Raw genomic sequence first — 26,703 nt, 5'->3', positions numbered from 1 at the left:
TGACGGCATACCCATATAAGCGAGTGAGTCCCAGGTCACCCGGGGGTGGCCCCAGGGCACGCCCGGGACTCACCAGGGTCTCCTACCGGCTCGGAGGAGGTGCTTCCGACGACAAGCTGTTCACATGTCGACCATCCGGATGCACGAGACCACCACCCTCACCCCCGAGCAGTTCGTCGCCGGGCTCACCGACTTCGGCCCGGGCCGCCAGAAGCTGTTCGCCAACAGCTCCGACGCCGGCCTCAAGGTGCACGAGCTGGGCGCCACCTACGCCGACGTCACCGAAGGCGCCGGCGGAATTTGGGAACGCCTGACGTACGACTGGTCCGATCCCACCCGCGTCACCATGAAGACCACCGACTCCAACATCTGGGGCGGCGACTCGGGCCACACCTACACACTGACCCGGCAGCCCGACGGCACCACCACCCTCGACGCGGTGGTGGTGCGCGACGGCAAGAACCTCAAGGGCAAATTCACCGGGCTGCTCCTCGGCAGCGTCGGCAAGGGCGTGCTGGTGAAGGCCCTGCACAACACCGTCAAGGCGATCGAGGCGCGTCAGGCCTCGATCAACAACTGACCTCTCACATGAGGACCACGCGGGAGCGGACCTGGCGGAAGCCGGTCCGCTCCAAGGCCGTCCGCTTTTGACTCCGGCCTCTGCCGCCAATGCGCGGGAGCGGCGGCGTAGTAGGGCAGGGGACCGCCGAGCGCCTCGTGGGCCTTCGTGAGCAGGGCGGCGCCGATCTCCGGACTGACCGCGTCGAAGCGCTCCAGCCAGGGCCGGCCGACGGCGCCGGGCGGCAGAACCCAGGCGGCGCGGGCGACGACGCGGCCGTCGCTCGTCGCCACCCAGGCCCGCGACCGATCGAAACCGCCGGAGGCGAGACCGTCGGCGAAGGACGCCTGGCGCAGCTATCAGGAACCATCCATGCCGGGTGAAGCGTGCGCCCGGCGCCGTCGGCGAGGCTTCGGCACATGACCGGTATCAACGAAACCCGCCCGGCCGTCAACGCCGGCAAGCTCTGGTCCGGCGGCGCGGCCACCGCCGTGGTCGCGGCGCTGATCGCGATCGCCGGGATTCTGTTCGGGCGCGGGCTGTTCGACATCGACGTGCTCGCCCCGAAGGGTCAGGGCACGTGGGGCGACGCGTCGACCGGCTGGTACGCCTTCGGCGCGGCGATGGCGGCGCTGGTCGCCACGGGCCTGGTCCACCTGCTCCTGCTGACCACGCCGCGGCCCATGCGCTTCTTCGGCTGGGTGATCGGCCTGGCCACGATCGTGGCGATGCTGGCCCCGTTCGTGACGGACGCGAGCCTGGGCGCCCGCATCTACACCGCGGGCCTGAACATGGTCCTGGGCATCGCCATCGGCTCCCTGGTGGCCGGCGTCGCCAAGTCCGCGGTCGTCCGCGTCCCTCAGCCGCCCCCGTCGCCGCGGCCGTATCCGCGCACCTACAGCTGACTCGGCTCTCGGGGCGACTCCACCTCACCATTCGGTCGCCGCCGGGCCGAGTTGACGGGTGGTGCTACCCAGGTCGTCATGGGAATGAGTCCCGGAGCGCGGCAGCGACTGGACCAAGGTTTCCGGCGCCGTATGGCGGAGCAACAATCGCGACACGCGCCCGACTGGCAGCGCGCCACCCATCTCGGCCAGGCGCTCGAACTGGGTGAACCACTCGGCATTTACCACACCGAGATAACCCCACCGCTGGGCGTACGACGTGTGCTGCGCCTGCTCGCTCCCGCCGCGATGTTCCTCCTCGCGCTGGTCCTGCTGATCGTGTGGGCCCCCGGCGCGGCGCTGCCCCTTTTGTCCATCACCCCCTTCGTGGCCGGTGGCTACTGCCTGACATTCTTCGTGATCTCCCGGCGGGGCCGCTTCACCCGATGGCTGTACGGATACCCCGGCGGCCTGGCCGAGGTCGACCCGGACGGCCATCCGCGCGTGGTGCGTACGCGCGAGGTCTCCGACGTGCTCGACGAGTGGAGCTCATCCAGCTCGGAGTCGCGGTCGTGGGACTACGAAGGGTTCCGCCTCACCACCGCCGACGGCCGCACCGTGTCGATCACCGCGAAGTACCGCAACGCGCTCGACCCGTACGGCCAGGCCGGCGCACTGATCGCCGCGCTCGCGCCGGCCGAGGTCGGCGCTGCCATTCCCCGCCTCCCCACGATCGCCGACCTGATCACCGGCTGGGCCGTGACCCCGCTCGTGACGCGGCTGACCGAGACGGTCCGCGGCGGTGCCACAGTCATACGCGGCGACTTCCGCGTGGCCCCCGACGGACTCGCGGGCCCCGAGGACACCACGATCACGCCGTGGAGCGCGATCGAGCGGATCGAGCTGCGGCCCGGCCACGTGAAGGTGCGCCTGATCGGCGGCAAGGCCCGCAAGTACGACAACTACCGTGACGGGTCCGGATTCGCGGTGCTCTGCCGCGTACTGGTCGCGCTCGGCGTCAACGCTTCCTTCGAGCCCCTCGGCTGAGTCGAGGAGGTGAAACGCGACGACCGCGCGAGTGTGCCTGCGTCTGTCCGGCCGCGTAACCGATGGTGTTGCTGGACCGCTACTTGGCCATCGATGCCGTCTCGATCGCCCTGTCCATCCCGGCGGACCTGCTCCCACCGGTGATGAAGGCAGCTGCCGCCGGTGGCGGTCAGGATTCTCACTCCTGAGCGTCCGCTGCCGAACGAGCTGGCCGAGCTGTTCCTCGGCGTGGTGAACCGCGATCGGGCGGCGATCAGCTGGGACGTCTGCTGGCCCGGTAACCACTCGGCTTGCGGTTTCCAGCTCGGCCTCGACGGCGACGAGCTCTGGCACGCCGAGACGCCGCCTGGACACAGCATTTACGTGCACGTCGACCCCTCGAGACCAGAGCAGGCGCACGAACTCGCCGCGGCGGTCGGCGGCACCGTCCTGGGCGAACGAGCCCTGGGCTGGTGAAGGTTTGCCCGGGCCGTGGGCAGGGAGGGCAACGCCGGCCACCCTCCCACGTTGGAGGGTGGCCGGCCGGCTGGGGTCACTGGCCCAGGATGCGGGCCTTCTGGGCCTCGAACTCGGCGTCGGTCAGGATGCCCTGGGACTTCAGGTCGGCCAGCTGCTTCAGCTGGTCGATCTTCGCGGTCATGTCGGGGGAGGCCGGCGCGGCGGCGGCGGGCGGGGCCGCGACGTACACCTGCTGGGGTGGGGGAGCGTAGGCCGGTTGTTGTTGCTGTTGCATCATCTGGTCCTCCGCCTCCTGGCGGGCCCAGCGGCCGTCCTGGCGGTGGCGTACCCGGCCGGAGACGGCTGAGGCCGTTCCGGCCACCACCGCGGTGCGGGCTATTCCACGGAGCAGTCCGGGCATCGGGTCACCTTCCCTTGGCCGCGTACTGCGGCTCCGAGTCGTCCAGGGCCTGGATCAGCTGTTGCACCGGGATGCGGCCGCTGGCCAGGAGTTGCGCGCCCACGTGGCGCAGCTGGCGGGCCAACGGGGCCGCCCAGGTGTTCTCGTAGATCAGGATCACCGCGGCCGCGCCCGGTTCCAGCAGCTCGCCGGCCTCCTGGAGGTCCTCGCCGCCGAGGACGCCGGAGGCGGCGCCGTGGAACGAGCCCAGGCCGTTCACGTCGAACTCGGCCTCCTCGAGAACTGTCACCTTGCCGTTCGGGTTCTTGCGGACCAGCGCTATGTCCAGGACCCGGATGATGTGCCGGTCGACCAGGTCTTCCAGCAGGGAGAACGCCTTGCCGTCCATGCTGCCCGGCGGCAGCTCGACGCACAGGTAGTCGATGGGGCCCAACTCGTCGACTTCGGGCATGTCGATCCTTTCAGTGCACGGGGCTCGGAGCTCCCGAGATGTGGGTGAGGGCGACGATCTGGCCGCGTGTCGCGGCGACCCGGCCGGCCAGGTCGCCGATCCAGCGGTGTTCCAGGAGCACGGCCAGCACCTCGGTCGCGTCGTCGTCGAGCAGTTCCGCCACGTCGGTGATGTCGGACTCGGTGATCAGTCCAGTGGCCAGGGCCGACAGCACATCGGGGTCACCGCGGATGCCCGGCAGGTCGCTCAGCTCGACCGCGCACGTGCCCCCGGCCTGGTCGCTGCGGACGACCAGCGCGTCCACGACGCACATCTGCTCGGCCCGCTCGAGCCGGTCCAATGTCGCCCATACGCCGTCGTTGAGATCTTCCGCGGGAAAGGACAAGACCATGAGTTCCAGCGGCCCCAATGCCATGCGTCCCAGCGTGCGCGCAGCGGTGGGGGCGGGATTCATCCGGCAGGGATGAATCGGCCCGCCGGGCCGATCGGCGACGGTCGGAGCATGACGAGCAGCATGCCCACGGCGGCCGAGGCTGCCGGCAACGGCGACCAGCCCAACCAGGCGGCGAGCGACGAGAAGCGCGAGACCGCAACGGCGGCGACTGTCGCGGCGAGCGACGGGACGAGCGTGGAAGGCGATCAGGAGCTCGAACGGCTCCGCGCCGAGGTGGCCGATCTGCGGCGCGAGCTGGCCGCGAAGAAGGCCGTGCCGGTCGCGGCGAAGCAGCGCGGGCCCACCGGGCGCAGGGTGCGCGGCGTCATCGCGGCGATCCTGGCCGCGGTGGCCGCGTTCGCGCTCGTTCTGAGCGTGGTCGGGCTCTGGGCGGCCCGCACCACCCTGAGCACCGACCGCTGGGTCAGCACGGTCGCCCCGCTGCCGCAGGATCCGCAGATCTCGGCCGCGGTCGCCGAGTACGCCACCGCGCAGACCTTCTCCGTCCTCGACGTCGAGCAGCGGCTGCGTGACGTCCTGCCGCAGCAGGCCGCCTTCGCCGCCGGCCCGATCGCCGGTCAGCTGCGCACCCAGGTCCGCAACGTCGTGACCAACGTGCTGCGCAGCGACGGCTTCCAGACCGTGTGGATCGAGCTCAACCGCCGCGTCCACGACCGCGTCATGGCCGTCGTCGAAGGCGACAGCGAGGTCATCACCGCGCAGGGCGACCACATCGACATCGACCTGCTGCCGCTGATCAACCAGGCGCTGCGGGAGCTCAGCGCGCAGCTGCCGACGCTGTTCGGCAAGACGGTCACGTTGCCCGACCTGAGCTCGGGGGCCATTCCGGACAATCTGCGGGTACGGGTGGAGGACGCGCTGGGCGTGAGTCTCCCGGCCAACTTCGCCCAGTTCACCGTGTACGACGGCGGCCAGCTCAAGGCGCTCCAGGACACCGTGGCCGCCTCGAAGCGCTATCTGGCCCTGTTCGTCGCCTCGACGATCGTGCTGGTGCTGGCGGCCTTCCTGGTGTCGCCGCGGCGGCGCCGCACAGCCGTACAACTGGGAATCTGGCTTGTCGTGGCCGCCGTGACCGTCACGGTGATCGTGCGGGCGGTGCGCCGCCAGGTGGTCGAGCAGGTGCCGGAGGGCGTCTACCGCGACGGCGTCAACGCGGCCGTCGACAGCATCTTCGCGGTGCTGCGGGAGAGGGGCACGCAGATCATCTGGATCGGCGCGCTGCTGGCCGTGATCGCCTATCTGGCCGGTCCGGGCCGCATCGCCCGGTGGCTGCGGCGACAGGTCGTCGTGGGCGCCCGCTGGGCGTGGCGGGGCGCCCGCGTGGCCGGCGATCACGCGCCCGGCTTCATCACGCGCTACCTCGACGCCGTGCGGATCGGCGGCCTGGTGGTCGCCGGGATCGCGGCTCTCATCTGGTCGTCCTGGATGAGCCTGCTCGTGATCGTGGTGCTGCTGGCGGCGTACGAGGTCGCGGTGACGTTGATCGCCCGGCGCGAGGAAGGGCAGAAGGGTCAGGACGTGGAGCTGAAAGCGGCGTGATCGCTCTCGGTCCGGTCGGCGTAGTCCTCGGCGAACCGGACCAGGGCGCGGTCCATGGCGTCACTCTCGCCCAGATAGGCGGCGATCGCGATGCGGTCGCCGCCGCGGGCGTGGGCCCGGGCCAGCGTCCACGCGCAGATCTCGCCGTAGAGGCGCAGCCCCTCGGGCTTGAACGACGCCGACTCCATCGTGCCCTTCCAGTCACGCAGCTGGCGGACGTAGAAGTCACGCCCGCCGTAGCTCTGCCAGCCCAGAAAGATGTCGCTGTGCGCCTGCATGAGGCGCTGACCGGCGACCACCCGGCGGCCGTGGTTGTCCCAGTCGTCGGCCTTGATGTGCTCGGCCAGCACCGACGGGCCGCTCTCCTTCACCTGCAGCAGCAGCGGGTCCTCGTCGTCGCGGCCGGTGAGCAGGATGATCCAGCACCGGGTGCCGACGCTGCCGACGCCGACCACCTTGCGGGCCATGTCGACGAAGGTGAAGCCGTCGAACAACCGGCGGCGGTCCTCGGGCAGCGTGTCGCGATATCCGGCGAGCAGCTCGCGGATCTGGCCCTCGAGGTCCTCGCCGCCGGCGACGATGTCGCGCACGGGCACCAGCAGCGGCGGGTCGGCGACGATACGCCGTTTGCCGTCGGCGACCTCGGTGAGCTTGCGGAACGCCTGAAGGCTCGTACGGGACCGGGCCTTGACCCCCGCCGCCGCGACCTTCTTGCTCCGGGTCTTGTCCAGCTGCGATCGCAGCGACTCGACGTCCGCGTGGGCGTACCAGAGATCGAGGTTGCCCATGGCGGCGAACGACGCCATCGCCTCGCGGTAGCCACGGGCCGCCCCGCCGGTGATGACCGCGCGTTCCTTGCGTTTGAGGCCGTTGGCCCGGCCGGCCAGGGCGAGGCTGGCGATCAGGCGCTTGAGGTCCCACTCGAACGGGCCGGGGTGGGTCTCGTCGAAGTCGTTGAGGTCGAAGACGAGACGCCGCTCGGGCGACGCGAACAGGCCGAAGTTGGCCAGGTGCGCGTCTCCGCAGAGCTGGGTCCGCAGCCCGGTGGACGGGCCGGCGGCCAGGTCGGCCGCCATCACGGCGGCGCTGGCCCGGTAGAAGGCGAACGGGTCGGCGCTCATCCGCTCGTGCCGGATGGGCAGCAGCTCCGGAAGCCGGGTCTGCTCCTGCTCGGCCAGCACGCCGTTGGCGTCCCGGCCGGGCGGGGTGGGCACCTCGGCGTGTGCCTCCAGGGGAATCTGCTTACGCGCGTCGCGGCCGGCCGCCGCCCGTTCGCCGGGTGTCATGTCAGGCCTTGGCGTCGGAGAAGGTCTCGAGCAGGATGTCCCGCTCGCCCTCGGTCAGGTTGGTGGCGATGAGCTGGCTGTGCTCGCCGCGGAAACGCTCGCCGAGCCGGTCCAGGTTGCCGCTGTCGGTGACCAGGAACAGCGCCGAGGTGCCCGGGGTGACCTCGGTCCGGATCCTCTCCAGCTGTTCCTTGGAGATGCCGGTGCCCTCGGTCGCCTTGGCCAGCGCGCCCACGCCGGCGCCGACCGCGCCGCCGATGATGGGCACCAGGAAGAGGCCGCCGACCACGATGCCCCAGAAGGCGCCCCAGCCGACCCCGTGCCGGGTGCTGTCGTGCGAGTGGTGGACGTCGGGCTTCTCGGCGCCCTCGGGCCAGGTGACGATCGCGTGGTCGACGATGTGGATCAGATGATCGCCGGCCGCGTCCTTGACGATGCCGAAGACGCTCTCCGCGCGCTTCGGGTCGTCGAACTTCCACACCGTGAAGGTGGTCATGGGGTGCTCCTAGCGGATCGGGGACGCCGCCATCGTCCGTTGGTGCGCGCCGGGGGCGCCTCATCCGGAGAGGGCGATTCGGGGGGTACGGCGTTCGAGAGCAGCGCGTTGACCCAGCGTGTGCTGGGGTCGATGTCGATCAGCAGGCCCTTGGCGAGAAGCGTGAGCGGGATGGCCAGCAGAGCGCCGAGACCGCCCAGCACCCACGCCCAGAAGATGAGCGACAGGAACGAGACGGTGGCCGACAGGCCGACCGCGTCGCCGACGATCTTCGGCTGGATCACCGACTGGATCACGAAGTTGACCGCGCAGTACATGACGATGACGGCCACCATCAGCCCTGGGCCGCCCTCGAGCAGGCCGAGCAGGGCCGGCGGGACGAGGCCGATGACGAAGCCGATGTTCGGGATGTAGTTGGTGATGAACGACAGCAGCCCCCACAGCAGCGGCAGCGGAACACCCAGGGCCCACAGGCCGATGATGTCGATGACCGCCACGATCAGGCCGAACACGGTGGAGACCAGCAGGTAGCGCCGGGTGCCCTGGGCGAAGGACCGCAGCGCGCCGACCACCTCCGGCCGCTCGCCGGCGGTCGACACCAGGCGCCGCGGGAAGTCGACGGTGTCCAGGCACATGAACAGCAGCACGGCGAGGAGGAAGACCGTGTTCGACAGCGCTCCGGCCAGGCCGCCCAGAATGTTCTCGGCCGCGCGCAGCACGGTGCCCGAGTCGATGCCGCCCAGCGCCGACTGCACCTGGTCGGTGCTGATCCCCAGGCCCGCGAGCTGCCCGGCCAGGTCGTCACGCAGTTGCGCGAACTGGTCCTGGTACGTCGGGATCAGTTCGAGCAGCCGGGCCGCCGACAGATAGAGGGCGCCGCCGAGGGCGAACAGCACCACGTTGACGACGAGGATCGTGGTGACGGCGGCCAGCCACACCGGGGTGCCGCGCCGTCGCATCCATTCGGTCAGCGGGCTGACCGTGACGGCGAGCATCAGCGCGAGCATGACCGGCGCGATCAGGCCGGCGATGCCCTTCATGCCGGCCACGACGACGACCAGGCAGGCCGTGCCGAGAAGGACGATGACGCCGCGGGGCAGGCCCGGGCTCATCGGCGGGCTCAGCGGGGAACTCGGCTCAGGCACAGCACCTCCACCCCGGACCGGTCGAGCCGCTCGATCAGCCGCTCCAGGTCCTCTTCGGAAAGCCGGCCCGAAATGACGCTCTGCCGTGGCACGGCGCGGCAGCGCAGGCTGCCCAGCGCTATGCGAAGCACGGGGCCGAGGAAGCCGCGGACCCGGAACTCGTACTGCTCCATACCGTCCGACCTTCGCCGAAAGCCCTGGCCGATCCTTCCTCCGACAGGGATGAACGCTCGCCGGTTTCATCCCCGAGAGGTGAGCCGCGAGGACGGCGGGCCATGGCTGACTGTGCGGGACGCCGCCGCCACGGCGGCGACGGCAGTTACCACGCGGTACGAAGGGGAAGGTCAATCATGGCAACTCTGGTCGCCATCGGGTACCCCGACGAGACCACGGCGACGGCGGCGTCGCTGGAGGCCGACCGTCTGGCCAAGGATCTCATCATCCAGCCGGACGCGATCGCCGTCATCATCCGGGACAAGGAAGGCAAGTACCACGTCACCACGAATCATCAGCCGGTCGGCGCCGGCGCGACGTGGGGCATGTTCTGGGGCCTGCTGTTCGGCGTCCTGTTCTTCATCCCGATCCTCGGCATGGCCATCGGCGCCGGCCTGGGCGCGCTCACCGGGAAGCTGACCAAGAACGCCATCAGCAAGGACTTCCAGGACCGCATCCGCGACGAGCTCCAGCCGGGCACGTCGGCGCTGTTCCTGGTCGTCGAGGCGGTCACGCCGGACAAGGCCGTCGAGGCGCTGAGCAAGTTCGGCGGTACGGTGATCAAGTCCTCGCTGTCCAAGGAGGCCGAGGCCGAGCTTCAGGACGCGCTGCACGGCAAGGGCGCCGCTTAGTCAGCTGACGCAGCATCGGACGCCGCCCGTGCGTACGGGCGGCGTCCGCCGTGAAAGAGGGTGGGGATGGCGCGCTCCGACTGGATACCGGGGCTGCGGGTCGCGGCCACCTACAAGTCCGGCTATCTGCCCCGCGACCTGGTCGCCGGCATCGTGCTGACCACGCTGCTGGTGCCGCAGGGCATGGCGTACGCCGAGCTGGCCGGCCTGCCCGCGATCACCGGCCTCTACACGTCGATCCTGTGCCTGGTGGCGTACGCGGTCTTCGGCCCCTCGAAGGTCCTGGTGCTGGGGCCGGACTCGTCGCTCGGCCCGATGATCGCCGCGGTGGTGATCCCGATGGTGGCCTCGGGCGGCGACCCGGAAAAGGCGGTGGCCCTGGCGTCGGTCATGGCGCTGCTGGTCGGCCTGTTCATGACGATCGCCGCGGTGGCCAAGCTCGGCTTCGTGGCCGACCTGCTGTCGCACCCCACCCAGCTCGGCTATATGAACGGCCTGGCCCTGACCATCCTGATCGGCCAGCTGCCGAAGCTGTTCGGCTTCTCGGTCGACGCCGACGGCCTGTTCGGTGAGGCCGCGGCCTTCGCCGAGGGCGTCGCGAACGGCGAGACCGTGCCGGCCGCGCTCGCGGTCGGCGTGGGCGGGCTGATCGTGATCGGCGTGCTGCGCCGCTGGCTGCCCAAGGTGCCGGGCATCCTGGTGGCGGTGGTGCTGGCCATCGTCGCGGTCGCCCTGTTCGGCCTCGAGGATCGTGGCGTCGACCTGGTCGGCCCGCTGCCGCAGGGCTTCCCGCCGTTCACCATTCCGTCGGTGACCTGGTCGGAGCTGGGCCTGCTGGCGGCCGGCGCGCTCGGCATCACCCTGGTCTCGGTCACCGACACCATCTCCACCGCCTCGGCCTTCGCCGCCCGCAGCGGCCAGGAGGTGCGCGGCAACCAGGAGATGGCCGGCATCGGCGCCGCCAACCTCGCGGCCGGCCTGTTCCAGGGCTTCCCGGTCAGCACGAGCGGATCCCGCACGGCGGTCGCCTTCCAGGCCGGCGCCCGTACGCAGGTGACCGGGCTGGTCGGCGCGGCCCTGATCACGCTGATGCTGGTGCTCGTGCCCGGGCTGCTGCGCGACCTGCCCCAGCCCATGCTGGCCGCGGTCGTCATCACGGCGTCGCTGTCGCTGGCCGACATCCCCGGCATGGTCCGGCTGTGGCGGCAGCGGCGGGTCGAGTTCGCGCTCGCGGTGGCGGCGTTCCTCGGCGTGGCGATCCTGGGAGTGCTGCCCGGCATCGCCTTCGCGGTCGCGCTGTCCGTGCTCAACGTCTTCCGGCGCACCTGGTGGCCCTACCGGGCGACGCTGGGGCGGGCCGAGGGGATCAACGGCTTCCATGACGTACGGGACCACCCGGAGGCCGAGACCCTGCCTGGTCTCGTGCTGTTCCGGTTCGACGCGCCGCTGATCTTCGCCAACGCCCGCAGCTTCCGTGAGGAGATTCGGCACATCGCGAACGCCGACCCCGCCCCGCAGTGGATCGTGGTCGCGGCCGAGCCGCTCACCGACGTCGACACCACGGCCGCCGACATGCTGACCGAGCTCGACGCCGAGCTCGACGCCGAGGGCATCGCGCTGGTCTTCGCCGAGATGAAGAGCCCGGTGCGGGCCAAGCTCGACCGCTACAAGCTGACCGGCAAGATCGAGGAGGAGCACTTCTTCCCGACCATCGAGGACGCGGTGGCGGCCTATCAGCGGCGCACCGGCCAGGCCTGGAGTCATCCGCCTCGGGTGTTGTGACTCTGTGTGATCAAGCCGACGCTGACCGCATGGCCAACTCTTCCGGCGCCGAGTCGCGGCGCCTGCACGACGCCGACATCGGAGCCACCGCCTGGCGGCGATGGGGACCCTATCTGAGTGACCGGCAGTGGGGCTCGGTCCGCGAGGACTACAGCCCCGGCGGGGACGCCTGGTCCTACTTCACCCACGATCACGCGCGGTCGCGCGCCTACCGGTGGGGCGAGGACGGCATCGCCGGCTTCAGCGACGACAAGCAACGTGTCTGCCTGGCCCTGGCGATGTGGAACGGCAACGACCCGATCCTCAAGGAGCGGTACTTCGGGCTGACCAACGGCGAGGGCAACCACGGCGAGGACGTCAAGGAGTACTGGTTCCACGTCGACGGGACGCCCACCCACTCGTACATGAGGATGGTCTACAAATATCCGCAGCGGGAGTTCCCGTACAACGACCTGGTCGCCACCAACGGGGCGCGGGACCGGCGGTCGTTCGAGTACGAGCTGCTGGACACGGGGATCTTCGCCGAGGATCGATACTTCGACGTCACCATCGAGTACGCCAAGGACGGCCCCGAGGACGTCCTGGCGCGGATCACGGTGGCCAACCGCGGGCCCGACCCGGCCATGCTGCGCCTGCTGCCGACAGTGTGGTTCCGCAACACGTGGTCGTGGGACGAGCACGCGCCCCGGCCGGTCCTGCGGGAACAGGACGGCGCGGTGCGGCTGGAGCATCCCGAGCTGGGGGAGCGGTGGTGGACGGTCCTGGGCGACCATCCGCTGATCTTCACCGAGAACGAGACGAACAACGAGCGCGTCTTCGGCGGGCAGAACCGCAGCCCGTACGTCAAGGACGCCTTTGATCGCTATGTCGTGCAGGGCGAAAAAGAGGCCATCAATCCCGAAAAATCAGGCACCAAGGCGGCGGCCGACATCGTGTTGGAGATTGCCCCCGGAGCGGAGGCGACGGTCCGGGTGAGGCTGAGCGAGTCCCCCGAGGGTGGTGACTTCGACGCGGTCTTCGAAGCCCGGCGGCAAGAGGCGGATCAGTTCTACGCCGACCTGCTGCACCCGGACCTCGGCGAGGCTGAGAAGAAGGTCACCCGGCAGGCGGTCGCCGGTCTGCTCTGGAGCAAGCAGTACTACGAGTACGACGTGGAGCGCTGGCTGGCCGAGCACGGCCAGGACACCCTGGGCGAGTCCGGCCTCCGCAACGGCGACTGGTACCACCTGTCCGCCTCCGACGTCTTCTCCATGCCCGACACCTGGGAATATCCGTGGTTCGCGGCCTGGGACCTGGGCTTCCAGGCGGTCGCGCTGGCCACCGTCGACCTCGGCTTCGCCAAGAACCAGATCGACCTGCTGCTCAGCCGCCGCTATCTCCACCCCAACGGGCAGATCCCGGCCTACGAGTGGAACTTCTCCGACGTCAACCCGCCGGTGCACGCCTGGGCCGCCTATCTGGTCTACGAGCTCGACAAGGCCCGCAACGGCCGCCCCGACCACGACTGGCTGGAGAGCACCTTCCACAAGCTGGCCAAGAACTTCATGTGGTGGGTCAACCGCAAGGACGTCGACGGCCGCAACATCTTCCAGGGCGGCTTCCTCGGCCTGGACAACATCGGCGTGTTCGACCGCAGCGCCCCGCTGCCCACCGGCGGGCACCTCGACCAGGCCGACGGCACCGCGTGGATGGCCCTCTACGCGCAGACCATGCTGTCGATCGCGCTGGAGCTGGCCGACACCGACCCGGTCTATCTGGAGCAGGCGCAGACGTACTTCGAGCACTTCGCCTGGATCTCGGTCGCGGTCAACCACGCCGCGGCCGGCGAGGGCATGTGGGACGAGGAGGACGGCTTCTTCTACGACCTTCTGCGCCTGCCCGACGGCTCGGCCCGCCGGCTCAAGGTGCGCTCGATGGTCGGCCTGCTGCCGCTGGCCGCGGCCACCGTCTTCGATCCGCGCCGCATCGAGCGCCGGCCCGAACTGATCAAGGGCGTGCTCGAGTTCGCCGAACGGCACCCGATCGTGCGGCAACTGCTCGAGCCCGGCCTGGCGCCCGGTCCGAACGGGGAACGGCTGCTCGCGCTGTTCGAGAAGAGCCGGCTGCGCCGGATCCTGGCCCGCCTGCTCGACGAGAAGGAGTTCCTCGGCCCGTACGGCCTCCGCTCGCTCTCCAAGCATCACGACGGGCACCCGTTCGAGTTCCCGGTCGGCGACCGGGTCTTCGGGGTGAGCTACCAGCCGGCCGAGTCGGACAGCGGCATGTTCGGCGGCAACTCCAACTGGCGCGGCCCGGTCTGGTTCCCGGTCAACGCGCTGATGATCCGGGCCCTGCTCAACCTGTACGTCGCCTACGGCAACGACTTCACCGTGGAATGCCCGACCGGCTCCGGTGTACAGATGAACCTGTTCGAGGTGGCCCGGGAGATCTCCGGCCGGCTCACCCGCACCTTCGTGCCCGACGCGGCCGGCAACCGGCCCTGCCACGGGGGCCAGGCGATCTTCTCCAGCGAGCACTGGAAGGATCTGATCCTGTTCGCCGAGTACTTCCACGGCGACAACGGCGCGGGGCTCGGCGCCGCCCACCAGACCGGGTGGACCGGCCTGGTCGCGGTCTTTCCCAACCTGTTCGCCGGCCTGAGCGGGCAGGAGCTGCTGGACAACGGCATGGTCGGCGTGCTGCGCCGCGAGCCCGGGAGGGGAGAGTCATGAAGGCGATCTACGAGATCTTCACCTGGCCCTGGCTGACCGGGCTGTCGCGGCGGTTCGGCCGGCCGGTCACCCTCGGTGACGTGCCGGGGGAGGTGTGGGACGAGGTGGCCGCCTCCGGGCTGGACGCGGTCTGGCTGATGGGCGTGTGGGAGCGCAGCCCGGCCGGGCTGGCCGTGGCCACCGCCAACGACGGGCTCCAGCGCTCCTTCCAGGAGGCCCTGCCCGGTTACAGCTCCGCTGATCTGGTCGGTTCGCCCTATTGTGTACGCCGTTATCGCGCCGACGACCGCATCGGCGGACCGGACGGTCTCGCGGCCGCGCGGGCCGAGCTGTGGGCGCGCGGGCTCAAGCTCGTCCTCGACTACGTGCCCAACCACGTCGCCCCGGACCACCCGGCCGTCACCGAGCACCCGGACTGGTTCGTCCAGGGCACGCGGGACGACCTGGCCCGCGACCCGGCCGGCTTCTTCGCCGCCGGCGACCGGGTGATCGCCCACGGCAAGGACCCGTACTTCGCCCCGTGGCCCGACGTCGCCCAGCTCAACGCGTTCGCGCCGGGCCTGCGCGACGCGGCGGCCGAGGCGCTGATCAGCATCGGCGACCAGTGCGACGGCATCCGCTGCGACATGGCCATGCTGCTGACCAACGAGATCTTCGCCCGCACCTGGGGTGAGCGGGTGGGCGCCGCCCCGGCCGGGGAGTTCTGGCCCGAGGTGCTCGGGCGGGTGCGTGAACGGCATCCGGATCTCACGCTGATCGCCGAGGTCTACTGGGACATGGAGTGGACGCTGCAGCAGCAGGGCTTCGATCTCTGCTACGACAAGCGGCTCTACGACCGGCTGGCCCACGAGGACGCCGGCTCGGTCCGCAAGCACCTCACGGCCGGGCTCGACTATCAGCAGCGGCTGCTGCGCTTCATCGAGAACCACGACGAGCCGCGGGCCGCGGCCGCCCTGCCCGGCGGCCGGGGGCGGGCCGCCGCGGTGGCGATCGCGACGCTGCCCGGCACGGCCCTGTGGCACGACGGGCAGTTCGAGGGCCGCCGGGTGCGCCTGCCGGTCTTCCTCGGCCGCTTCCCGGACGAGCCGGCCGACGCGGAGCTGCGGGCGTTCTACCGCACGGTGGTCGGGGCGGCCGCGATCGTGCGCCGTGGGCAGTGGACGCTGCTGGAGCCGGCCGGCTGGCCGGACAATCCCACCCACCAGGACGTCCTGGCCTGGTCGTGGCACGACGAGGGCACCCGGCACGTCGTGGCGGTCAACCTGGGCGACCACGACTCGCAGGCCCGGATCGTCCTGCCCTGGCGTGACCTGGGCGGAAGGTCGTGGCGGCTGACCGAGCTGACCGATGGCCGGGTCTTCGACCGTGACGGCGACGACCTGTCCGGCAACGGGCTGTATGTCGGCCTGCCGTCGTGGGGATACCACGTGTTCAGCATGACGTAGTCATCTCGGCACCAAGGGTCACGTCTATCCGAATCGGACGATGTGCATGGGTCCAGGCCCCACGAAGGTGAGAGTCGTGCTCGATACTTTCGCCGACAGCGCGATCCTGGCCAGCAAGTTCGCTGTGCCGGCGGCCCCGCCTTTCATGGTGGAGCGGCCGGCCCTGCGTGACCGTGTGACCGAGGGAGTGCACGGATCGGTCACGCTCGTCACCGCCGTCGCCGGCGGCGGCAAGACCCAGCTGCTCGCCTCGTGGGTGCGCAGCCACCCGGTGGACTGGCCGATCGCCTGGATCACCGTGGAGAGCGACGACGCCTTCTGGGTCTATCTGGAGGAAGGGCTGCGCCGGGCCGGCGTGCCGGTGCCCCCGCTGGTGCCGGCCGCGCCCGGCGCCGGCGCCAGCCGGTCCCTGCTGACCCGGCTCGCCGGCGTCATCGCGGCCCAGCCCACCCCGGTCGTCCTGATCCTGGACGGCGCCTCCCAGCTGCCCGGCGAGCGCTGGGCCGGTGGCCTGGAGTTCCTGCTCGAGCACACCGGCAACCTGCGGGTGGTGCTGGCCGGCCGCTGGGACCCGCCGCTGCCGCTGCACCGCTACCGCCTGGCCGGCCAGCTGCGCGAGATCCGTACGGCCGACCTGGCCTTCACCGACGGCGAGACCGCCCATTTGCTCGACCTGCACGGCGTGCCCCTGGCCGAGCCGCACCGGCGCGTCCTGCTGGCACACACCGAGGGATGGGCCGCCGGCATCCGCCTGTGCGCCTGCGCTCTGCAGTCCAGCGAGCACGCCGAGACCCTGGTCGCGACGATCTCCGGCGACGAGTCGACCATCGCCGAGTACTTCATGGCCGAGGTGCTGCGGATCCAGACGCCCGAGGTGCGGCGCTTCCTGCTCGAGACGAGCGTGCTCGACACCTTCACCCCCGCCCTGGCCACCGCGGTGACCAGCCGCTTCGACGCCCCGCACCTGCTGGCCGAGCTCACCCGGGAGAACGCGTTCATCCAGCCGGTCGGCGAGGGCGCGCACGTCTACCGCTACCACCGCCTGTTCGCCGAGCTGCTCCAGGCGCAACTGGCCTGGGACGAACCGGACCTGGTGGCCCAGCTGCACCAGCGGGCGGCGATCTGGCTGGCCGATCACGGGCGCCTGGAGGAGGCCGTCGACCACGCCACCCGCGCCGGTGACTGGACCACCGCGGCCACCATGGTCATCGAGGACTACGCGGTGGGCCGGCTCGTCATCGACGGCGGCGCGGGCCGGCTCGGGAGGCTCTTCGCCCGGCTTCCCGAGCACCTCGCGCACGCCGAGACCGTCGTCATCCGGGCCGCCATCGCCTACGGCGACGGCGACCACTTCCGCGCGGCCGAGCAGCTCCGCTACGCCGGGCAGCTGCTCAGCCTGCACGGCAGCGGCTGCGGCGACGGGCTCACCCTGGCCTGCTTCCTGCTGCGGATCCTGCTCGCGCGCGGGGCCGACCCGCAACGGGTGGACGAGCTGGTGCCGGTCGCGCAGACCTTCCTCTCGGTGGCGCCGGCCGACCGGCTGGCCCGCCACCCCGAGCTGCCCGCGCTGCTGCGGGCGGCCGAGGGCATGGCACACGGCGACGCCGGCTCGGTCGACAAGGCGGCCGAGGCGCTGGCCGAGGCGGCGGCACTGACCCCGGTCGGCAGCGAGTCGCTCAAGGTGGACTGCCTGCGGCAGCTCGCGCTGCTCGAGGCGCACCGCGGCCGGCTGGGCCGGGCCGAGACCAGCGCCCAGCAGGCCCTCGACCTGGCCGCCCAGTGTGGCCTGACCGGCCGCCGGTGGCCCGGCGCGGCCGAGGTCGCGCTGGCCTGGGTGGCGCTGGAGCGCTACGACGTCGAGGCGGCCGACCGGCACCTGCGCGCGGCCCAGCCGCTGTGCGGGCCGGGCGCCGACCCGCTCTCGGCCGCCGCGTACACGCTGGTCAAGGCACGCCGCCTGCAGACGCGGGGCGAGCAGCGCAGCGCGCTGGCCGTGCTGGCCGCCGGCGCCGCGCCGGCGGCGCCGGCCTGGCTGCGCTCGGCGATCGTGCTCGGGCACTGCCGCCTGCTGATCGGCTCGGGCCACCTGACCGAGGCCGCCGCGATCCTCGGCCCCCACCCGGTTCCGCGGCCGCCCGAGGTGGCGATCGTGGACGCCACCCTGCTGCACGCGCGGGGTGACGCGGTGCGGGCGCACGAGCTGGCCCGGACCGTGGCCGACGGGGTGCGCGTGCCGGTGCCGGTGGCCATCGAGGCCTGGCTGCTGCTGGCCGTGCTGGCCGCCGACGCCGACGACGCCCCGGCCGCGCGCGAGGCGCTGCGCCGGGCCATGCGGGTGGCGGCCGCCGACGGGCACCGCCGGCCGATGCATCAGGTCCGCTCCCAGCTGCGCCGGGTGCTGCGGGCCGAGGACCAGTATCGCTGGCTCGGCGCCGAGCCGCCGGCCGAGGGACCGGCCGCGGCGCCGCCGGCCATGGTCGAGCCGCTGAGCCGTCGCGAGCTGGACGTGCTGCGGGGCATGGCCGAGATGCTGCCGACCGAGGAGATCGCGGCCCGGATGTACGTCTCGGTCAACACCGTGAAGACCCACGTGCGCAGCATTCTGCGCAAGCTGTCGGCGGCCCGGCGCAACGAGGCCGTGCGCCGGGCCCGTCAGCTCAACCTGATCTGACGTCGCGGCCGTGCGCGCAGAGCGCGTAGATGATCAGGATGTCCATCACGATCAGGATCGTGCACCAGACCGGCGCCGCCGGCAGGAACGTCGCGTGCACCAGGGTGGCGACGAAGACGATGGCGACGCCGGCGATCCGTGCCCACATCCAGCCGGCGAAGACCCCGCCGCCGGCGGCGATCGCGAGCACGCCGAAGACCAGGTGGATCCAGCCCCAGGTCGTGTAGCTGAACTCGATGAGCAGGTCCTCCGAGGTGACCAGGAGGACCTCGTCGCGAAACAGCGCGGTCAGGCCCTCGATCACCTGGAAGGCGCCGGCGACCATCAGCATGATGCCGCCGAAGACGATGATGCCGATCCATCCGGTGGTCGGCGGTGCGGCGCCGGCGTCCGCCGGTCGTTCCGTGGCGTAGCTGGACATGCCGGCCAGCATGGCCGCCGCAGCGCCGGCGCCGCCTCATGCCGGCGGGGTGAACGGGGCGATTTCTTCGCGTCCTGCGAATACCGGGGGCTTGTTGCCGATCGGCCTCGTGTGTTTCGGTGGCGGTGATGCTTGGCCGTGGAAACGGCGTCTCCAGCCGGAGGGGGCCGATATGGGCGATTCCGTGGTGCGCGGCCGTGCCGTGCCCTCGCTCGGCGCCCGGCCGTCCGGCCCGCGCCTGCCGCCGACGCTGCTCTGGCGCGGGCGGCTGGCCGAACGGCTCGACCAGGGTGTCCGGCAGCCGGTGACGCTGATCTGCGCCGGGCCGGGCTGGGGCAAGACCGCGCTCGCCGGCTCGTGGGCGTCGGCCCGGTCGGCGTCCGGCCCGATCGCCTGGCTGACCTGCGAGCCGAGGCACAACCACCCGTACGCGCTCTGGTCCGACCTGGTCCTCGCCCTGCGCACCGCCGGAGCCGTCCCGCCCGGGCACACCCTGCCCGCGAGCGGCCCGATACCGTCCGAGGACGACGTCGAATACGCGGGCCGGGTCGCGGCCGCCGTCGCGACGTTGCCCGCGGCGGTCGTCCTCGTCCTCGACGACCTGCACCACGTGACCGACGAGCGGACCCTCGCCGGCCTGGCCGCCCTGGTCGCCCGGCCCGGCCACCGGCTGCGGTTCCTGCTGATCTCGCGAGATGAGCCCAAGCTGCCGTTGCACCGCGAGCGGGCGGCCGGTGAGCTGACCGAGATGCGGGCGGCCGACCTGGCGTTCCGGCCGGCCGAGACGGCCGAGCTGTCGGCACAGTCCGGCCGGCGGCTGCCGGGGGAGCGGCTGGCCGAGCTCCTGCGCCGCACCGAGGGCTGGCCGGCCGGCCTGCGCCTGGCCATGGAGGCGCCCGAGGGGGTCAGCCCGGCCGCCGCGGCCGAGGACTACCTGCTGCGCGAGGTGCTGGCCACCCAGCCCGCCCACCGGCAGCTGTTCCTGCTGCGCACCAGCGTCTCCGACCGGGTCTGCCCCGGCCTGGCCGACGCGCTCACCGGCCAGCAGCACAGCCAGCAGGTCCTGGAGGAGCTGGCGGCGGCCAACCTGTTCGTGGAGCGGATCGGCTCCGGGCGCTGGTTCCGCTACCACCCGCTGTTCCGGGCCGCGCTGCGCCACCGCGTCACCCTGAACAAGCCCGGTGAGGTGCCGCGCCTGCATCTGCTGGCCGCGCAGTGGCACAACGGGCAGGGCGACGGCCTGACCGCCCTCACGCACGCGGCGGCGGCCGGCGACTGGGGCCTGGTCGGGCGGCTCGTCGTCGACCACGGACTGCGGCTGATCGCCTCGGCCGACCACGCCGACCTGGTCGAGGTGCTGCGCCGCGTCCCGCCCGGCCGCCTGAGCGACAGCCCCGAGCTGGTGCTCTGCTCGGCGCTGCTGCGGTACGCGGATGGCGACCTGGCCGCGGTTCCGGAGCGGATCGGCCGGGCCCGGTCCGCGCTGCAGGTGTACGCCCCCGGTTATCGAGGGCGGGTCGAGCTGGCCTTGGCCGTGCTGGAGTCGGGCACGGTCACCCGCCGCCGGGGCGACATGCCGGGCGTCATCGAGAGCGCCACGGCGCTGCTGGCCGAGCTGACCCGGCTCGACGCCGAGCAGCTGCCGTCGCTGCTGCCCTACCGGGCCATGGTGCTGAACAACAAGGGCTCGGCGCTGTTCTGGACCGGCCGGCTCGACCACGCCGACCGCTACCTGTGGGCCGCGGCCTCGGCGGCCCGGGTCACCGGCACCCCGCTCATCGAGATCAACGCGCTGAGCCACGTCGCCCTGCTGGCGCAGCGGCAGGGCTCGCCGGGCGAGGCCGCCGGTCACGCCACCGCGGCCGTCGAGGCGGCCCGGCGCATCGACGCCCTCACCCATCCGGCGGTGGCGCCGGCCCATCTCGCCCAGGCCTTCATCGAGCTCGACCGGGCGGCCGACGCCGAGGCCGAGGCGGCGCTGCGCCGCGCGCTCAAGTCCCTCGGCGAACACCCGGAGACCGTCATGGCCGGGCTGGCCGCGGTGGTGCGGGCCCGGCTGCTGCTCGACCGGGGCGAGCCCTCGGGCGCCCGGGCCGTGCTGGCCAAGGCGGCCGCCGAGGCCGGGCCGTGGCAGGACGCGCCGGTCCTCGACCAGATCGCCGGCCTGGCCGCGGCCGAGATCGATCTCGCCCTGGGCGAGCCGGCGGCGGTGGTCAAGCGCTACACGAGCGGCCCGCTCGCCCCGGCCGACCAGGTCGCCCTGGCCCGGGCCCACCTGGCCCTGGGCGACCACCACGCGGCCGAACAGCTGCTCGCCCTGGCCCGGGAGGGTTCCGACCGCGTGTCGATGGTCTCGGCGTGGGTGCTCACCGCGCTCGCGGCCGACGCGCACAGCCGCAGCGGCCGCGCCGCCGACGCGCTCGGCCACGCCCTCGCCGCCGCCGAACCCGACCGGATCCGCCGCCCGTTCCGCCGCCTCGACCCCGAGCGGGTACTCGTGCTGGCCGGCCGCCAGCAGTGGCTGAGCGAGCCGCGCGGCCCGGCCGGCGACGGGGTGCTGGCCGAGATCACCGGCGAGATCCCGATCCTGAGCGGACTGCCGTCGGCCGACCCGCTCAGCGAGCGCGAGGTCGACGTCCTGCAATATCTGCCGACCGTGCTGACCGCGGGCGAGATCGCCGAGAGCCTCGGCATCTCGGTGAACACGGTCAAGGCGCACATGCGCTCGATCTACCGCAAGCTCGGGGCCGGCCGCCGCCGCGAGGCCGTCGTCCAGGCCCGCCAGGCCGGGCTGCTCTGACCGTGCTCGCTTCGGGGCCTGCTCACTCGCTCCGGATGAGGCCCGCCGCCGGGGGAGCGCCGACGCTGGGCACATGACCGAGGCAACCATCCGGACGCAGCCCCCCGACCTGCTCGCCGAGGTACGTTCCCAGCCGTTCCCCTGGTGGGCCATGCTCGTCACCGGCGTGCTCGGCACGGCGTTCGGCGCCGCCGTGCTCGTCTGGCCCGACATCAGCCTGCGCATCATGGCGCTCCTCGTCGGCATCTGGCTGTTCATGAGCGGCGCCGCCTGGACCGTCGGCGCCTTCATCCCCGGCCGCGGCAAGAGCGCCGGCGAACACGTGCTCACCGGCATCGTCGGCATCGTGGTGCTGGTCGGCGGGCTCCTCTGCCTGCGCGACCTGGTCACCCGCCTCACCGTGCTGGCGCTGATCTTCGCGGTCACCTGGATCCTCAGCGGCATCGCCGAGGTCATCGCCGCCTATCGCACGACCGGCGTGCGCCGGGCCGGGCTGCTCGGCGTCGGCCTGCTGTCGATCGTGGCCGGGCTGATCCTGCTGTTCGCGCCCGGCCTGTCGCTGACCGCGCTGATCCTGCTCACCGGCATCAGCAGCATCGTGGTCGGTCTCGGCGAGATCGTCCTCGCGTTCTACCTGCGCCGCACGGCGTCCTGAGCGATGGGTGCCGCCGTGCGGGCGGCGGTCCTGGTCGCTCTCGGCTGGGTGGCCGCGTCCATCACCATCGCCGTCCTGCCCGGGATCAGCGCCCGGAGTGGCTGGGACGTGCTCGCGGTTGCGATCGTGGTCGGCCTGCTCGGCCTGGTCCTGCGCCCGGCCCTGGCCGGGCTGCTGACGTGGATCGGCTGGGCCGGGGTCGTGGTGGGCTGGCTCTTCGGCCAGGGGCTGCTGGTCTACCTGGCGCTGATCCTGTCGCCGGGCATCCACGTGGACGGGTACTGGCCGGCGTTCTGGGCCGCCTGGATCGCCGCCGCCCTGATGAGCCTCGGGCTGTGGCTGGTGACCGCGGGCCAGCCCGGCGTCGTCACCCGGCACCTGATCCGCGTCAACCGCCGGTTCCGGCGTGAGGTCACCCACGGCGACGTCCCGGGCGTCGTGATCATCCAGATCGACGGGCTTTCGGCGCCGCTCGCCCGCTGGGCGTCCGAGGCCGGCCATCTGCCCACGCTCAGCCGCTGGCTGCGCACCGGGCACACGCTGACCGAGTGGCACGCCCGGCTGCCGGCGACGACGCCGGCCAGCCAGGCCGGATTGCTGCACGGCGCCAGCGATCAGGTTCCGGCCTTCCGGTGGTACGAGAAGGAGCCCGGCCGCCTCATCGTGACCAACCGGCCCGCGGACGCCGCCCTGGTCGAGCAACGCTGCGCGGAGGGCCTGCTCACCGACGGCGGCGTGAGCATCAGCAACGTCTTCTCCGGCGGCGCGCCCACCTCGCTGCTGACGATGAGCACGATCCGTTCCGGGCGGGGCCCCGACCGCTACGTCACCGCCTATCTGCTCGACCCGTTCGGGCTGACCCGCTCGCTCGTGCTGACCGCCGGCGAGATGGTCAAGGAGCTCTACCAGGCCCGCCGCCGCCGGCTGCGCGGCGTGGAGCCGCGGATCGGCCGCGACTGGGGCTACGTGCTGCTGCGCGGCGCCACCAACGTGCTGCTGCGCCATCTCAACCTGGCCCTGATCGCCGAGCACGTCATGCGCGGGGCCCCCGCGATCTACTGCGACTTCGTCGACTACGACGAGATCGCCCACCACGCCGGGCCGTTCCGGCCCGAGGCCCTCGCGTCGCTCGAGGGCATCGACGCGGCGCTGGCCATCCTGGAGGAGGTGGCGGCGGCGGCGCCCCGGCCGTACGAGTTCGTGGTCCTCTCCGATCACGGCCAGAGCCAGGGGGCCACCTTCCTCCAGCGTTACGGCCTGCGCTTCGAGGACCTGGTCGGCCAGCTGACCACCCCGGGCGGGGTGGTCGCCCCCGAGGAGGACGAGCAGGAGGGCCGGGCCCGGGTGCTGCGGGCCGGGCTCACGCCTGCCGCCCGGCCCCGCGAGGAGGCGCTGATCGGCCGCCCGGAGATCGTCGTCGCCGCCTCGGGCAACCTCGCGCTCGTCTATCTGGCCCGGCTGCCCGGCCGGGTGAGCCTGGAGGAGATCGAGGAACGGCACCCGAAGCTCATCGACGGCCTGATCGCGCACCCCGGCGTCGGCTGGGTCATGGCCCGCTCGCGCCGCGACGGCCCGGTCGTGATCGGCCGCGGCGGCCGGCGGCTGCTCGACGGCGACCGCGTCGAGGGCGACGACCCGCTCGACGGCTTCGGCCCGTACGCCGCGGACGACCTGCGCCGCCACGACGGCCTCGCGCACACCGGCGACCTGCTGGTCAACAGCCTCTTCGACGCCGGGACCCAGGAGGTCGCGGCGTTCGAGGAGCTGATCGGCTGCCACGGCGGCCTCGGCGGCTGGCAGGACCGGCCGCTGCTGATCCACCCGCGGGACTGGCCCGCGCCCACCGAGCTGATCGGGGCGGACGCCGTGCACCGGCTGCTGCACCACCGGATCGACGAAAGGGAACCACCATGTGCCGCTGGCTCGCCTACTCCGGAACGCCCATCCGCCTCGACGAGGTCCTCGTCAAACCGCAGTACTCCCTGATCGACCAGAGCATGCACTCCAAGCTGGGAGTGGAGACGACGAACGGCGACGGGTTCGGCGTCGGCTGGTACCCGGTGGACGGACCGGCCGAGCCGGCCCTGTTCCGCGGCGTCGGCCCGGCCTGGAGCGACGCCAACCTGCGGGAGCTGGCCCACGCGACGTCCTCGCCGCTGTTCCTGGCCCACATCCGGGCCAGCACCGGCACGGCCGTGCAGCAGACCAACTGCCACCCGTTCCGGCACGAGAACTGGCTGTGGGTCCACAACGGCTCGATCCGCGACTTCGCGAAGCTCAAGCGCGACCTGGTGCTGGCCGTCGACCCCGACCTGTACCCGTCGCTGGCCGGCTCGACCGACTCCGAGGTCATGTTCCACCTGGCGCTGACCTACGGGCTGCGGGACCGGCCGATCGCGGCCGTCGAGCGGATGGCCGGCCTGATCGAGTCGGTGGCCCGGTCGCACGGCGTGCCGGATCCGCTGCAGATGACCGTGGCCACCACGGACGGCGACCGGATCTGGGGGTTCCGCTACTCGAGCGAGGGGCACAGCCGGTCGCTGTTCTACAGCACCGACATCTCGGCCCTGCACCAGCTCTACCCTGAGGACAAGCGGCTGCGCGGGCTCTCCGACGAGACCCGCCTGGTCGTCTCCGAACCGCTGGGCGACCTGGAGGGGGCCTGGCAGCCGGTGCCGGAGTCGAGCTGGGGCGTGATCCAGAAGGGCGAGGACGAGATGGGCCGATTCGAGCCGGCTCTACCGTGATTTGGCATGGGTTTTCCGCCGCGGAGAAAGCACTGCCTTGACGGTTCTCGTCGCGCACGTCTCCGATCTGCACCTGGGTGCGCACGATCCGCGGGCGGCGGCGGGGCTGGCCGCGGATGTGGTGGCGGCCCGGCCCGACCTGACCGTGGTCACGGGGGACCACACCATGCGGGCCCGCGACCGCGAGTTCCGGATGGCCCGGGAGCTGCTCGACCGGCTGCCCCAGCCGCAGCTGGTGGTGCTCGGCAACCATGATGTGCCGCTGCTGAGCCGGCGGCGCGTGCTCGATCCGTACGGCGCCTATCGAAGCTGGATCACCGGCGAGCTGGACCCGGTCCGCCGGGTACCGGGGCTGACCGCGCTGGGTCTCGGATCGATGCCGTGGTGGCGGTGGAAGAACGGCCGGCTGACCGGCCGCCAGGCCGCCCTGGCAGCCAAGGTGCTGGGCGGGGCCCCGGCTGGTGACGTGCGGCTGGTCGCCCTGCACCACCCACCGGGCGCCGGATGGCTGCCGGGCTGGGAGAGGCTGCGCCGCGCGGCCCGGCCCGACCTGGTGCTGGCCGGGCACACCCACGTGCCGCGGGTGCTGCCGATGGACGACTGCGTGGTCGTCGTGGCGGGGACGGCGACCAGCCACCGCATGCGCGGAGTTCCGCATTCGTGGAGCCTGATCTCGGTCTCACCCGGCGCCTTCGCGATCAGCGAGCGCTACCTCGACGACGGCGGCTGGTACACGGCCCGGGTGGTCGACGTGCCCCGGTTCAGTGCAGCAGTGTCTTGAGCACGACCAGGCCGGCGCCGAACATGCCGGCCACCAGCGTGGACACCACGCGCTCGTGCACCGTGAGCCGGCCGCCGGCGCCGATCCGCCAGCCCGCCATGCACAGCAGCACGGTCGTGGTGGCCAGCGACGCCAGCTCGGCGCTGATCAGCGACGCGCCGGTGATTTTCACGGCGAGCAGCACCAGCAGCGGCAGGACGGAGGCCGTCACCAGTTCCCAGCCGCTGGTCAGCTGCTTGCGCAGCGTGTGCCAGGTCGGGCGGTGGCCCTGGTGGATGCGTTCGGCCACGATCCGGGCGTACCGTTCGGCCGCCCAGTAGATGACCAGCGTGACGATCACCGCCGCGACGACCGCCCGCGCGGTCGCGGCGTGCCCGGCGACCAGCACACCCGCTCCGACGATGAGGCCGTAGATGCCGGAGGCGGTCGCTTCCTCGTTCTCGACCCGGAGCCGTCGGCTCAGCGGTATCCACGTGCGCGCCATGCCCCGAGCCTCGCCGCGACGCACCGATGGGGACTCATCCGGCGAGGGTGAACCCACGAACGGCCCCGCACAGGGATGCTGGATCACGTGCCGAACGAGTTGCGCCGCGTCACCGACCGCCTGGAGGGCCTGATGCTCTTCACCCTGGTCATGACCTTCCTGGCCGGCGCCCCGCTGCTGGGCTGGTGGGCGGGGCAGAGCGCCTATCGGACCGACCTGCGCGCGCAGCGCTGGGAGCAGGAGCACATCTTCCGGGCCGAGGCGGTGCTGCGCGGCGACCCGGTGCCGTCGGTCGGCGGGCGCACCGGCGCCACGCTGACCGCCCGGGCCACCTGGACCGCCCCGGACGGGACCCCGCGCGAGGGCGCGGTGCCGGTCACGCCGAACGACGCGGCCGGCGGCCGCGTCCCGATCTGGGTGGACGACCGGGGGACACCGCGGCAGCCGCCGCCGCAGCGGCAGCCCGCCTCGCAGGGCTTCATGGTCGGCGCCGCCGTCGTCCTGTGCGCGGCCGTGGCCACGGCCGGGCTGCACCGGATCGGGCGGGCCCTGCTCGACCGCCACCGCTACCGCAACTGGGAGCGGGAGTGGCTCGAGGTCGGCCCACGATGGAGCCGCGAGAGCCGCTGAGTCATGCGTCC

At 72.2% G+C, this 26,703-nt stretch carries 26 protein-coding genes; 16 read left to right on the top strand and 10 right to left on the bottom strand.

The features are described from left to right. The first annotated feature begins 124 nt into the window (after positions 1-124). Positions 125-580, top strand: a complete 456-nt coding sequence (locus ACFY36_RS13615; RefSeq protein ID WP_499746253.1) for a hypothetical protein — start codon at positions 125-127, stop codon at positions 578-580. Here the strand turns inward: ACFY36_RS13615 and ACFY36_RS13610 are convergent. After that, entirely contained in the window at positions 559-852 is a 294-nt protein-coding gene (locus ACFY36_RS13610; protein WP_499746252.1) for a hypothetical protein, read from the bottom strand. The two genes, ACFY36_RS13615 and ACFY36_RS13610, sit on opposite strands and share 22 nt — an antisense overlap. Before the next feature lie 126 nt (positions 853-978). Between ACFY36_RS13610 and ACFY36_RS13605 the strand changes: the two genes are divergently transcribed. The 3 genes from ACFY36_RS13605 (at position 979) to ACFY36_RS13595 (ending at position 2,946) form a co-directional block, all read left to right on the top strand. Continuing rightward, positions 979-1,464, top strand: a complete 486-nt coding sequence (locus ACFY36_RS13605) for a DUF6069 family protein (protein ID WP_498686330.1) — start codon at positions 979-981, stop codon at positions 1,462-1,464. 132 nt (positions 1,465-1,596) lie between these two features. Next, positions 1,597-2,490 (top strand): hypothetical protein, encoded by an 894-nt coding sequence (locus ACFY36_RS13600; RefSeq protein ID WP_499746251.1) that lies wholly within the window; start codon positions 1,597-1,599, stop codon positions 2,488-2,490. Between the two features lie 162 nt (positions 2,491-2,652). Then, a complete protein-coding gene (locus ACFY36_RS13595) occupies positions 2,653-2,946 on the top strand; it encodes a hypothetical protein (protein WP_499746250.1) in 294 nt (97 codons plus the stop codon). 76 nt (positions 2,947-3,022) lie between these two features. Here ACFY36_RS13595 and ACFY36_RS13590 read toward each other — a convergent pair whose 3' ends face one another. Genes ACFY36_RS13590 through ACFY36_RS13580 form a run of 3 tightly spaced genes read right to left on the bottom strand, consistent with a single transcriptional unit; the run spans position 3,023 to position 4,215 of the window. After that, positions 3,023-3,349 (bottom strand): SHOCT domain-containing protein, encoded by a 327-nt coding sequence (locus tag ACFY36_RS13590; RefSeq protein ID WP_499746249.1) that lies wholly within the window; start codon positions 3,347-3,349, stop codon positions 3,023-3,025. A 4-nt stretch (positions 3,350-3,353) separates the two neighbouring features. Then, positions 3,354-3,800 carry a DUF6325 family protein gene (locus ACFY36_RS13585; RefSeq protein ID WP_499746248.1) on the bottom strand — a complete coding sequence of 149 codons (447 nt, stop codon included), beginning with the start codon at positions 3,798-3,800 and terminating at the stop codon, positions 3,354-3,356. A gap of 10 nt (positions 3,801-3,810) precedes the next feature. Then, positions 3,811-4,215 (bottom strand): DUF6325 family protein, encoded by a 405-nt coding sequence (locus ACFY36_RS13580; RefSeq protein WP_499746247.1) that lies wholly within the window; start codon positions 4,213-4,215, stop codon positions 3,811-3,813. An 87-nt stretch (positions 4,216-4,302) separates the two neighbouring features. Between ACFY36_RS13580 and ACFY36_RS13575 the strand changes: the two genes are divergently transcribed. Next, complete coding sequence (locus ACFY36_RS13575; RefSeq protein ID WP_499746246.1) at positions 4,303-5,793, top strand: hypothetical protein; 1,491 nt, start codon at positions 4,303-4,305, stop codon at positions 5,791-5,793. Here ACFY36_RS13575 and ACFY36_RS13570 read toward each other — a convergent pair. The 4 genes from ACFY36_RS13570 to ACFY36_RS13555 are packed head-to-tail and all read right to left on the bottom strand — an operon-like array spanning position 5,766 to position 8,893. Further along, positions 5,766-7,079 carry a DUF2252 domain-containing protein gene (locus ACFY36_RS13570; RefSeq protein ID WP_499746245.1) on the bottom strand — a complete coding sequence of 438 codons (1,314 nt, stop codon included), beginning with the start codon at positions 7,077-7,079 and terminating at the stop codon, positions 5,766-5,768. The genes ACFY36_RS13575 and ACFY36_RS13570 overlap by 28 nt on opposite strands. Position 7,080: 1 nt before the next feature. Continuing rightward, positions 7,081-7,575, bottom strand: a complete 495-nt coding sequence (locus ACFY36_RS13565) for a DUF1269 domain-containing protein (protein WP_499746244.1) — start codon at positions 7,573-7,575, stop codon at positions 7,081-7,083. Further along, entirely contained in the window at positions 7,572-8,720 is a 1,149-nt protein-coding gene (locus ACFY36_RS13560) for an AI-2E family transporter (protein WP_499746243.1), read from the bottom strand. Before ACFY36_RS13560 ends, ACFY36_RS13565 begins: the two co-directional genes overlap by 4 nt. Then, a complete protein-coding gene (locus ACFY36_RS13555; protein WP_499746242.1) occupies positions 8,696-8,893 on the bottom strand; it encodes a DUF8691 family protein in 198 nt (65 codons plus the stop codon). Before ACFY36_RS13555 ends, ACFY36_RS13560 begins: the two co-directional genes overlap by 25 nt. Positions 8,894-9,070: 177 nt before the next feature. Between ACFY36_RS13555 and ACFY36_RS13550 the strand changes: the two genes are divergently transcribed. The 5 genes from ACFY36_RS13550 to ACFY36_RS13530 all read left to right on the top strand — a co-directional run bounded on the left by ACFY36_RS13550 (position 9,071) and on the right by ACFY36_RS13530 (position 18,174). After that, positions 9,071-9,565 carry a DUF1269 domain-containing protein gene (locus ACFY36_RS13550; protein WP_498686315.1) on the top strand — a complete coding sequence of 165 codons (495 nt, stop codon included), beginning with the start codon at positions 9,071-9,073 and terminating at the stop codon, positions 9,563-9,565. A 66-nt stretch (positions 9,566-9,631) separates the two neighbouring features. Then, complete coding sequence (locus ACFY36_RS13545) at positions 9,632-11,347, top strand: SulP family inorganic anion transporter (protein WP_499746241.1); 1,716 nt, start codon at positions 9,632-9,634, stop codon at positions 11,345-11,347. A 29-nt stretch (positions 11,348-11,376) separates the two neighbouring features. Further along, entirely contained in the window at positions 11,377-14,058 is a 2,682-nt protein-coding gene (locus ACFY36_RS13540) for an MGH1-like glycoside hydrolase domain-containing protein (RefSeq protein WP_499746240.1), read from the top strand. Continuing rightward, positions 14,055-15,503 carry an alpha-amylase gene (locus ACFY36_RS13535; protein ID WP_499746239.1) on the top strand — a complete coding sequence of 483 codons (1,449 nt, stop codon included), beginning with the start codon at positions 14,055-14,057 and terminating at the stop codon, positions 15,501-15,503. Before ACFY36_RS13540 ends, ACFY36_RS13535 begins: the two co-directional genes overlap by 4 nt. Before the next feature lie 76 nt (positions 15,504-15,579). Then, positions 15,580-18,174 carry a winged helix-turn-helix domain-containing protein gene (locus ACFY36_RS13530; protein ID WP_499746238.1) on the top strand — a complete coding sequence of 865 codons (2,595 nt, stop codon included), beginning with the start codon at positions 15,580-15,582 and terminating at the stop codon, positions 18,172-18,174. On the opposite strand, the gene ACFY36_RS13525 is transcribed toward ACFY36_RS13530, so the two are convergent. Beyond that, positions 18,161-18,595 carry a DUF7144 family membrane protein gene (locus ACFY36_RS13525; RefSeq protein ID WP_499746237.1) on the bottom strand — a complete coding sequence of 145 codons (435 nt, stop codon included), beginning with the start codon at positions 18,593-18,595 and terminating at the stop codon, positions 18,161-18,163. The genes ACFY36_RS13530 and ACFY36_RS13525 overlap by 14 nt on opposite strands. 172 nt (positions 18,596-18,767) lie before the next feature. On the opposite strand from ACFY36_RS13525, the gene ACFY36_RS13520 reads away from it, so the two are divergent. The 5 genes from ACFY36_RS13520 (at position 18,768) to ACFY36_RS13500 (ending at position 25,578) form a co-directional block, all read left to right on the top strand. Then, complete coding sequence (locus ACFY36_RS13520) at positions 18,768-21,395, top strand: winged helix-turn-helix domain-containing protein (RefSeq protein ID WP_499746236.1); 2,628 nt, start codon at positions 18,768-18,770, stop codon at positions 21,393-21,395. Positions 21,396-21,468: 73 nt separating this feature from the next. Continuing rightward, complete coding sequence (locus ACFY36_RS13515; protein ID WP_499746235.1) at positions 21,469-22,050, top strand: HdeD family acid-resistance protein; 582 nt, start codon at positions 21,469-21,471, stop codon at positions 22,048-22,050. A 15-nt stretch (positions 22,051-22,065) separates the two neighbouring features. Further along, positions 22,066-24,036, top strand: coding sequence for a phage holin family protein (locus tag ACFY36_RS13510; protein ID WP_499746234.1), 1,971 nt, complete (start codon positions 22,066-22,068; stop codon positions 24,034-24,036). Beyond that, positions 23,961-24,797, top strand: a complete 837-nt coding sequence (locus ACFY36_RS13505; protein ID WP_499746233.1) for a class II glutamine amidotransferase — start codon at positions 23,961-23,963, stop codon at positions 24,795-24,797. The genes ACFY36_RS13510 and ACFY36_RS13505 overlap by 76 nt, the downstream gene beginning before the upstream one ends. Positions 24,798-24,834: 37 nt before the next feature. After that, complete coding sequence (locus ACFY36_RS13500) at positions 24,835-25,578, top strand: metallophosphoesterase family protein (protein ID WP_499746232.1); 744 nt, start codon at positions 24,835-24,837, stop codon at positions 25,576-25,578. Here the strand turns inward: ACFY36_RS13500 and ACFY36_RS13495 are convergent. Then, complete coding sequence (locus ACFY36_RS13495; RefSeq protein ID WP_499746231.1) at positions 25,559-26,062, bottom strand: hypothetical protein; 504 nt, start codon at positions 26,060-26,062, stop codon at positions 25,559-25,561. The genes ACFY36_RS13500 and ACFY36_RS13495 overlap by 20 nt on opposite strands. Positions 26,063-26,149: 87 nt before the next feature. Here ACFY36_RS13495 and ACFY36_RS13490 point away from each other — a divergent pair, with 87 nt between their 5' ends. Next, positions 26,150-26,692, top strand: a complete 543-nt coding sequence (locus tag ACFY36_RS13490; protein WP_499746230.1) for an Rv1733c family protein — start codon at positions 26,150-26,152, stop codon at positions 26,690-26,692. The last annotated feature ends 11 nt before the right edge of the window (positions 26,693-26,703 follow it).

It is taken from the genome of Actinoplanes sp. NPDC000266, assembly GCF_042899005.1.
Lineage (GTDB): Bacteria > Actinomycetota > Actinomycetes > Mycobacteriales > Micromonosporaceae > Actinoplanes.
Note: the sequence above shows the minus strand (reverse complement) of the source record. Positions and strands in the feature narration are given on the sequence as shown.

Coding starts and splice junctions, on each gene's coding strand:
- ACFY36_RS13615 (WP_499746253.1), top strand. CDS start 125: ATGTCGACCATCCGGATGCACGAGACCACCACCCTCACCCCCGAGCAG.
- ACFY36_RS13605 (WP_498686330.1), top strand. CDS start 979: ATGACCGGTATCAACGAAACCCGCCCGGCCGTCAACGCCGGCAAGCTC.
- ACFY36_RS13600 (WP_499746251.1), top strand. CDS start 1,597: ATGGCGGAGCAACAATCGCGACACGCGCCCGACTGGCAGCGCGCCACC.
- ACFY36_RS13590 (WP_499746249.1), bottom strand. CDS start 3,349: ATGCCCGGACTGCTCCGTGGAATAGCCCGCACCGCGGTGGTGGCCGGA.
- ACFY36_RS13585 (WP_499746248.1), bottom strand. CDS start 3,800: ATGCCCGAAGTCGACGAGTTGGGCCCCATCGACTACCTGTGCGTCGAG.
- ACFY36_RS13580 (WP_499746247.1), bottom strand. CDS start 4,215: ATGGCATTGGGGCCGCTGGAACTCATGGTCTTGTCCTTTCCCGCGGAA.
- ACFY36_RS13575 (WP_499746246.1), top strand. CDS start 4,303: ATGACGAGCAGCATGCCCACGGCGGCCGAGGCTGCCGGCAACGGCGAC.
- ACFY36_RS13570 (WP_499746245.1), bottom strand. CDS start 7,079: ATGACACCCGGCGAACGGGCGGCGGCCGGCCGCGACGCGCGTAAGCAG.
- ACFY36_RS13565 (WP_499746244.1), bottom strand. CDS start 7,575: ATGACCACCTTCACGGTGTGGAAGTTCGACGACCCGAAGCGCGCGGAG.
- ACFY36_RS13555 (WP_499746242.1), bottom strand. CDS start 8,893: ATGGAGCAGTACGAGTTCCGGGTCCGCGGCTTCCTCGGCCCCGTGCTT.
- ACFY36_RS13550 (WP_498686315.1), top strand. CDS start 9,071: ATGGCAACTCTGGTCGCCATCGGGTACCCCGACGAGACCACGGCGACG.
- ACFY36_RS13545 (WP_499746241.1), top strand. CDS start 9,632: ATGGCGCGCTCCGACTGGATACCGGGGCTGCGGGTCGCGGCCACCTAC.
- ACFY36_RS13540 (WP_499746240.1), top strand. CDS start 11,377: ATGGCCAACTCTTCCGGCGCCGAGTCGCGGCGCCTGCACGACGCCGAC.
- ACFY36_RS13535 (WP_499746239.1), top strand. CDS start 14,055: ATGAAGGCGATCTACGAGATCTTCACCTGGCCCTGGCTGACCGGGCTG.
- ACFY36_RS13525 (WP_499746237.1), bottom strand. CDS start 18,595: ATGTCCAGCTACGCCACGGAACGACCGGCGGACGCCGGCGCCGCACCG.
- ACFY36_RS13520 (WP_499746236.1), top strand. CDS start 18,768: ATGGGCGATTCCGTGGTGCGCGGCCGTGCCGTGCCCTCGCTCGGCGCC.
- ACFY36_RS13515 (WP_499746235.1), top strand. CDS start 21,469: ATGACCGAGGCAACCATCCGGACGCAGCCCCCCGACCTGCTCGCCGAG.
- ACFY36_RS13505 (WP_499746233.1), top strand. CDS start 23,961: ATGTGCCGCTGGCTCGCCTACTCCGGAACGCCCATCCGCCTCGACGAG.
- ACFY36_RS13495 (WP_499746231.1), bottom strand. CDS start 26,062: ATGGCGCGCACGTGGATACCGCTGAGCCGACGGCTCCGGGTCGAGAAC.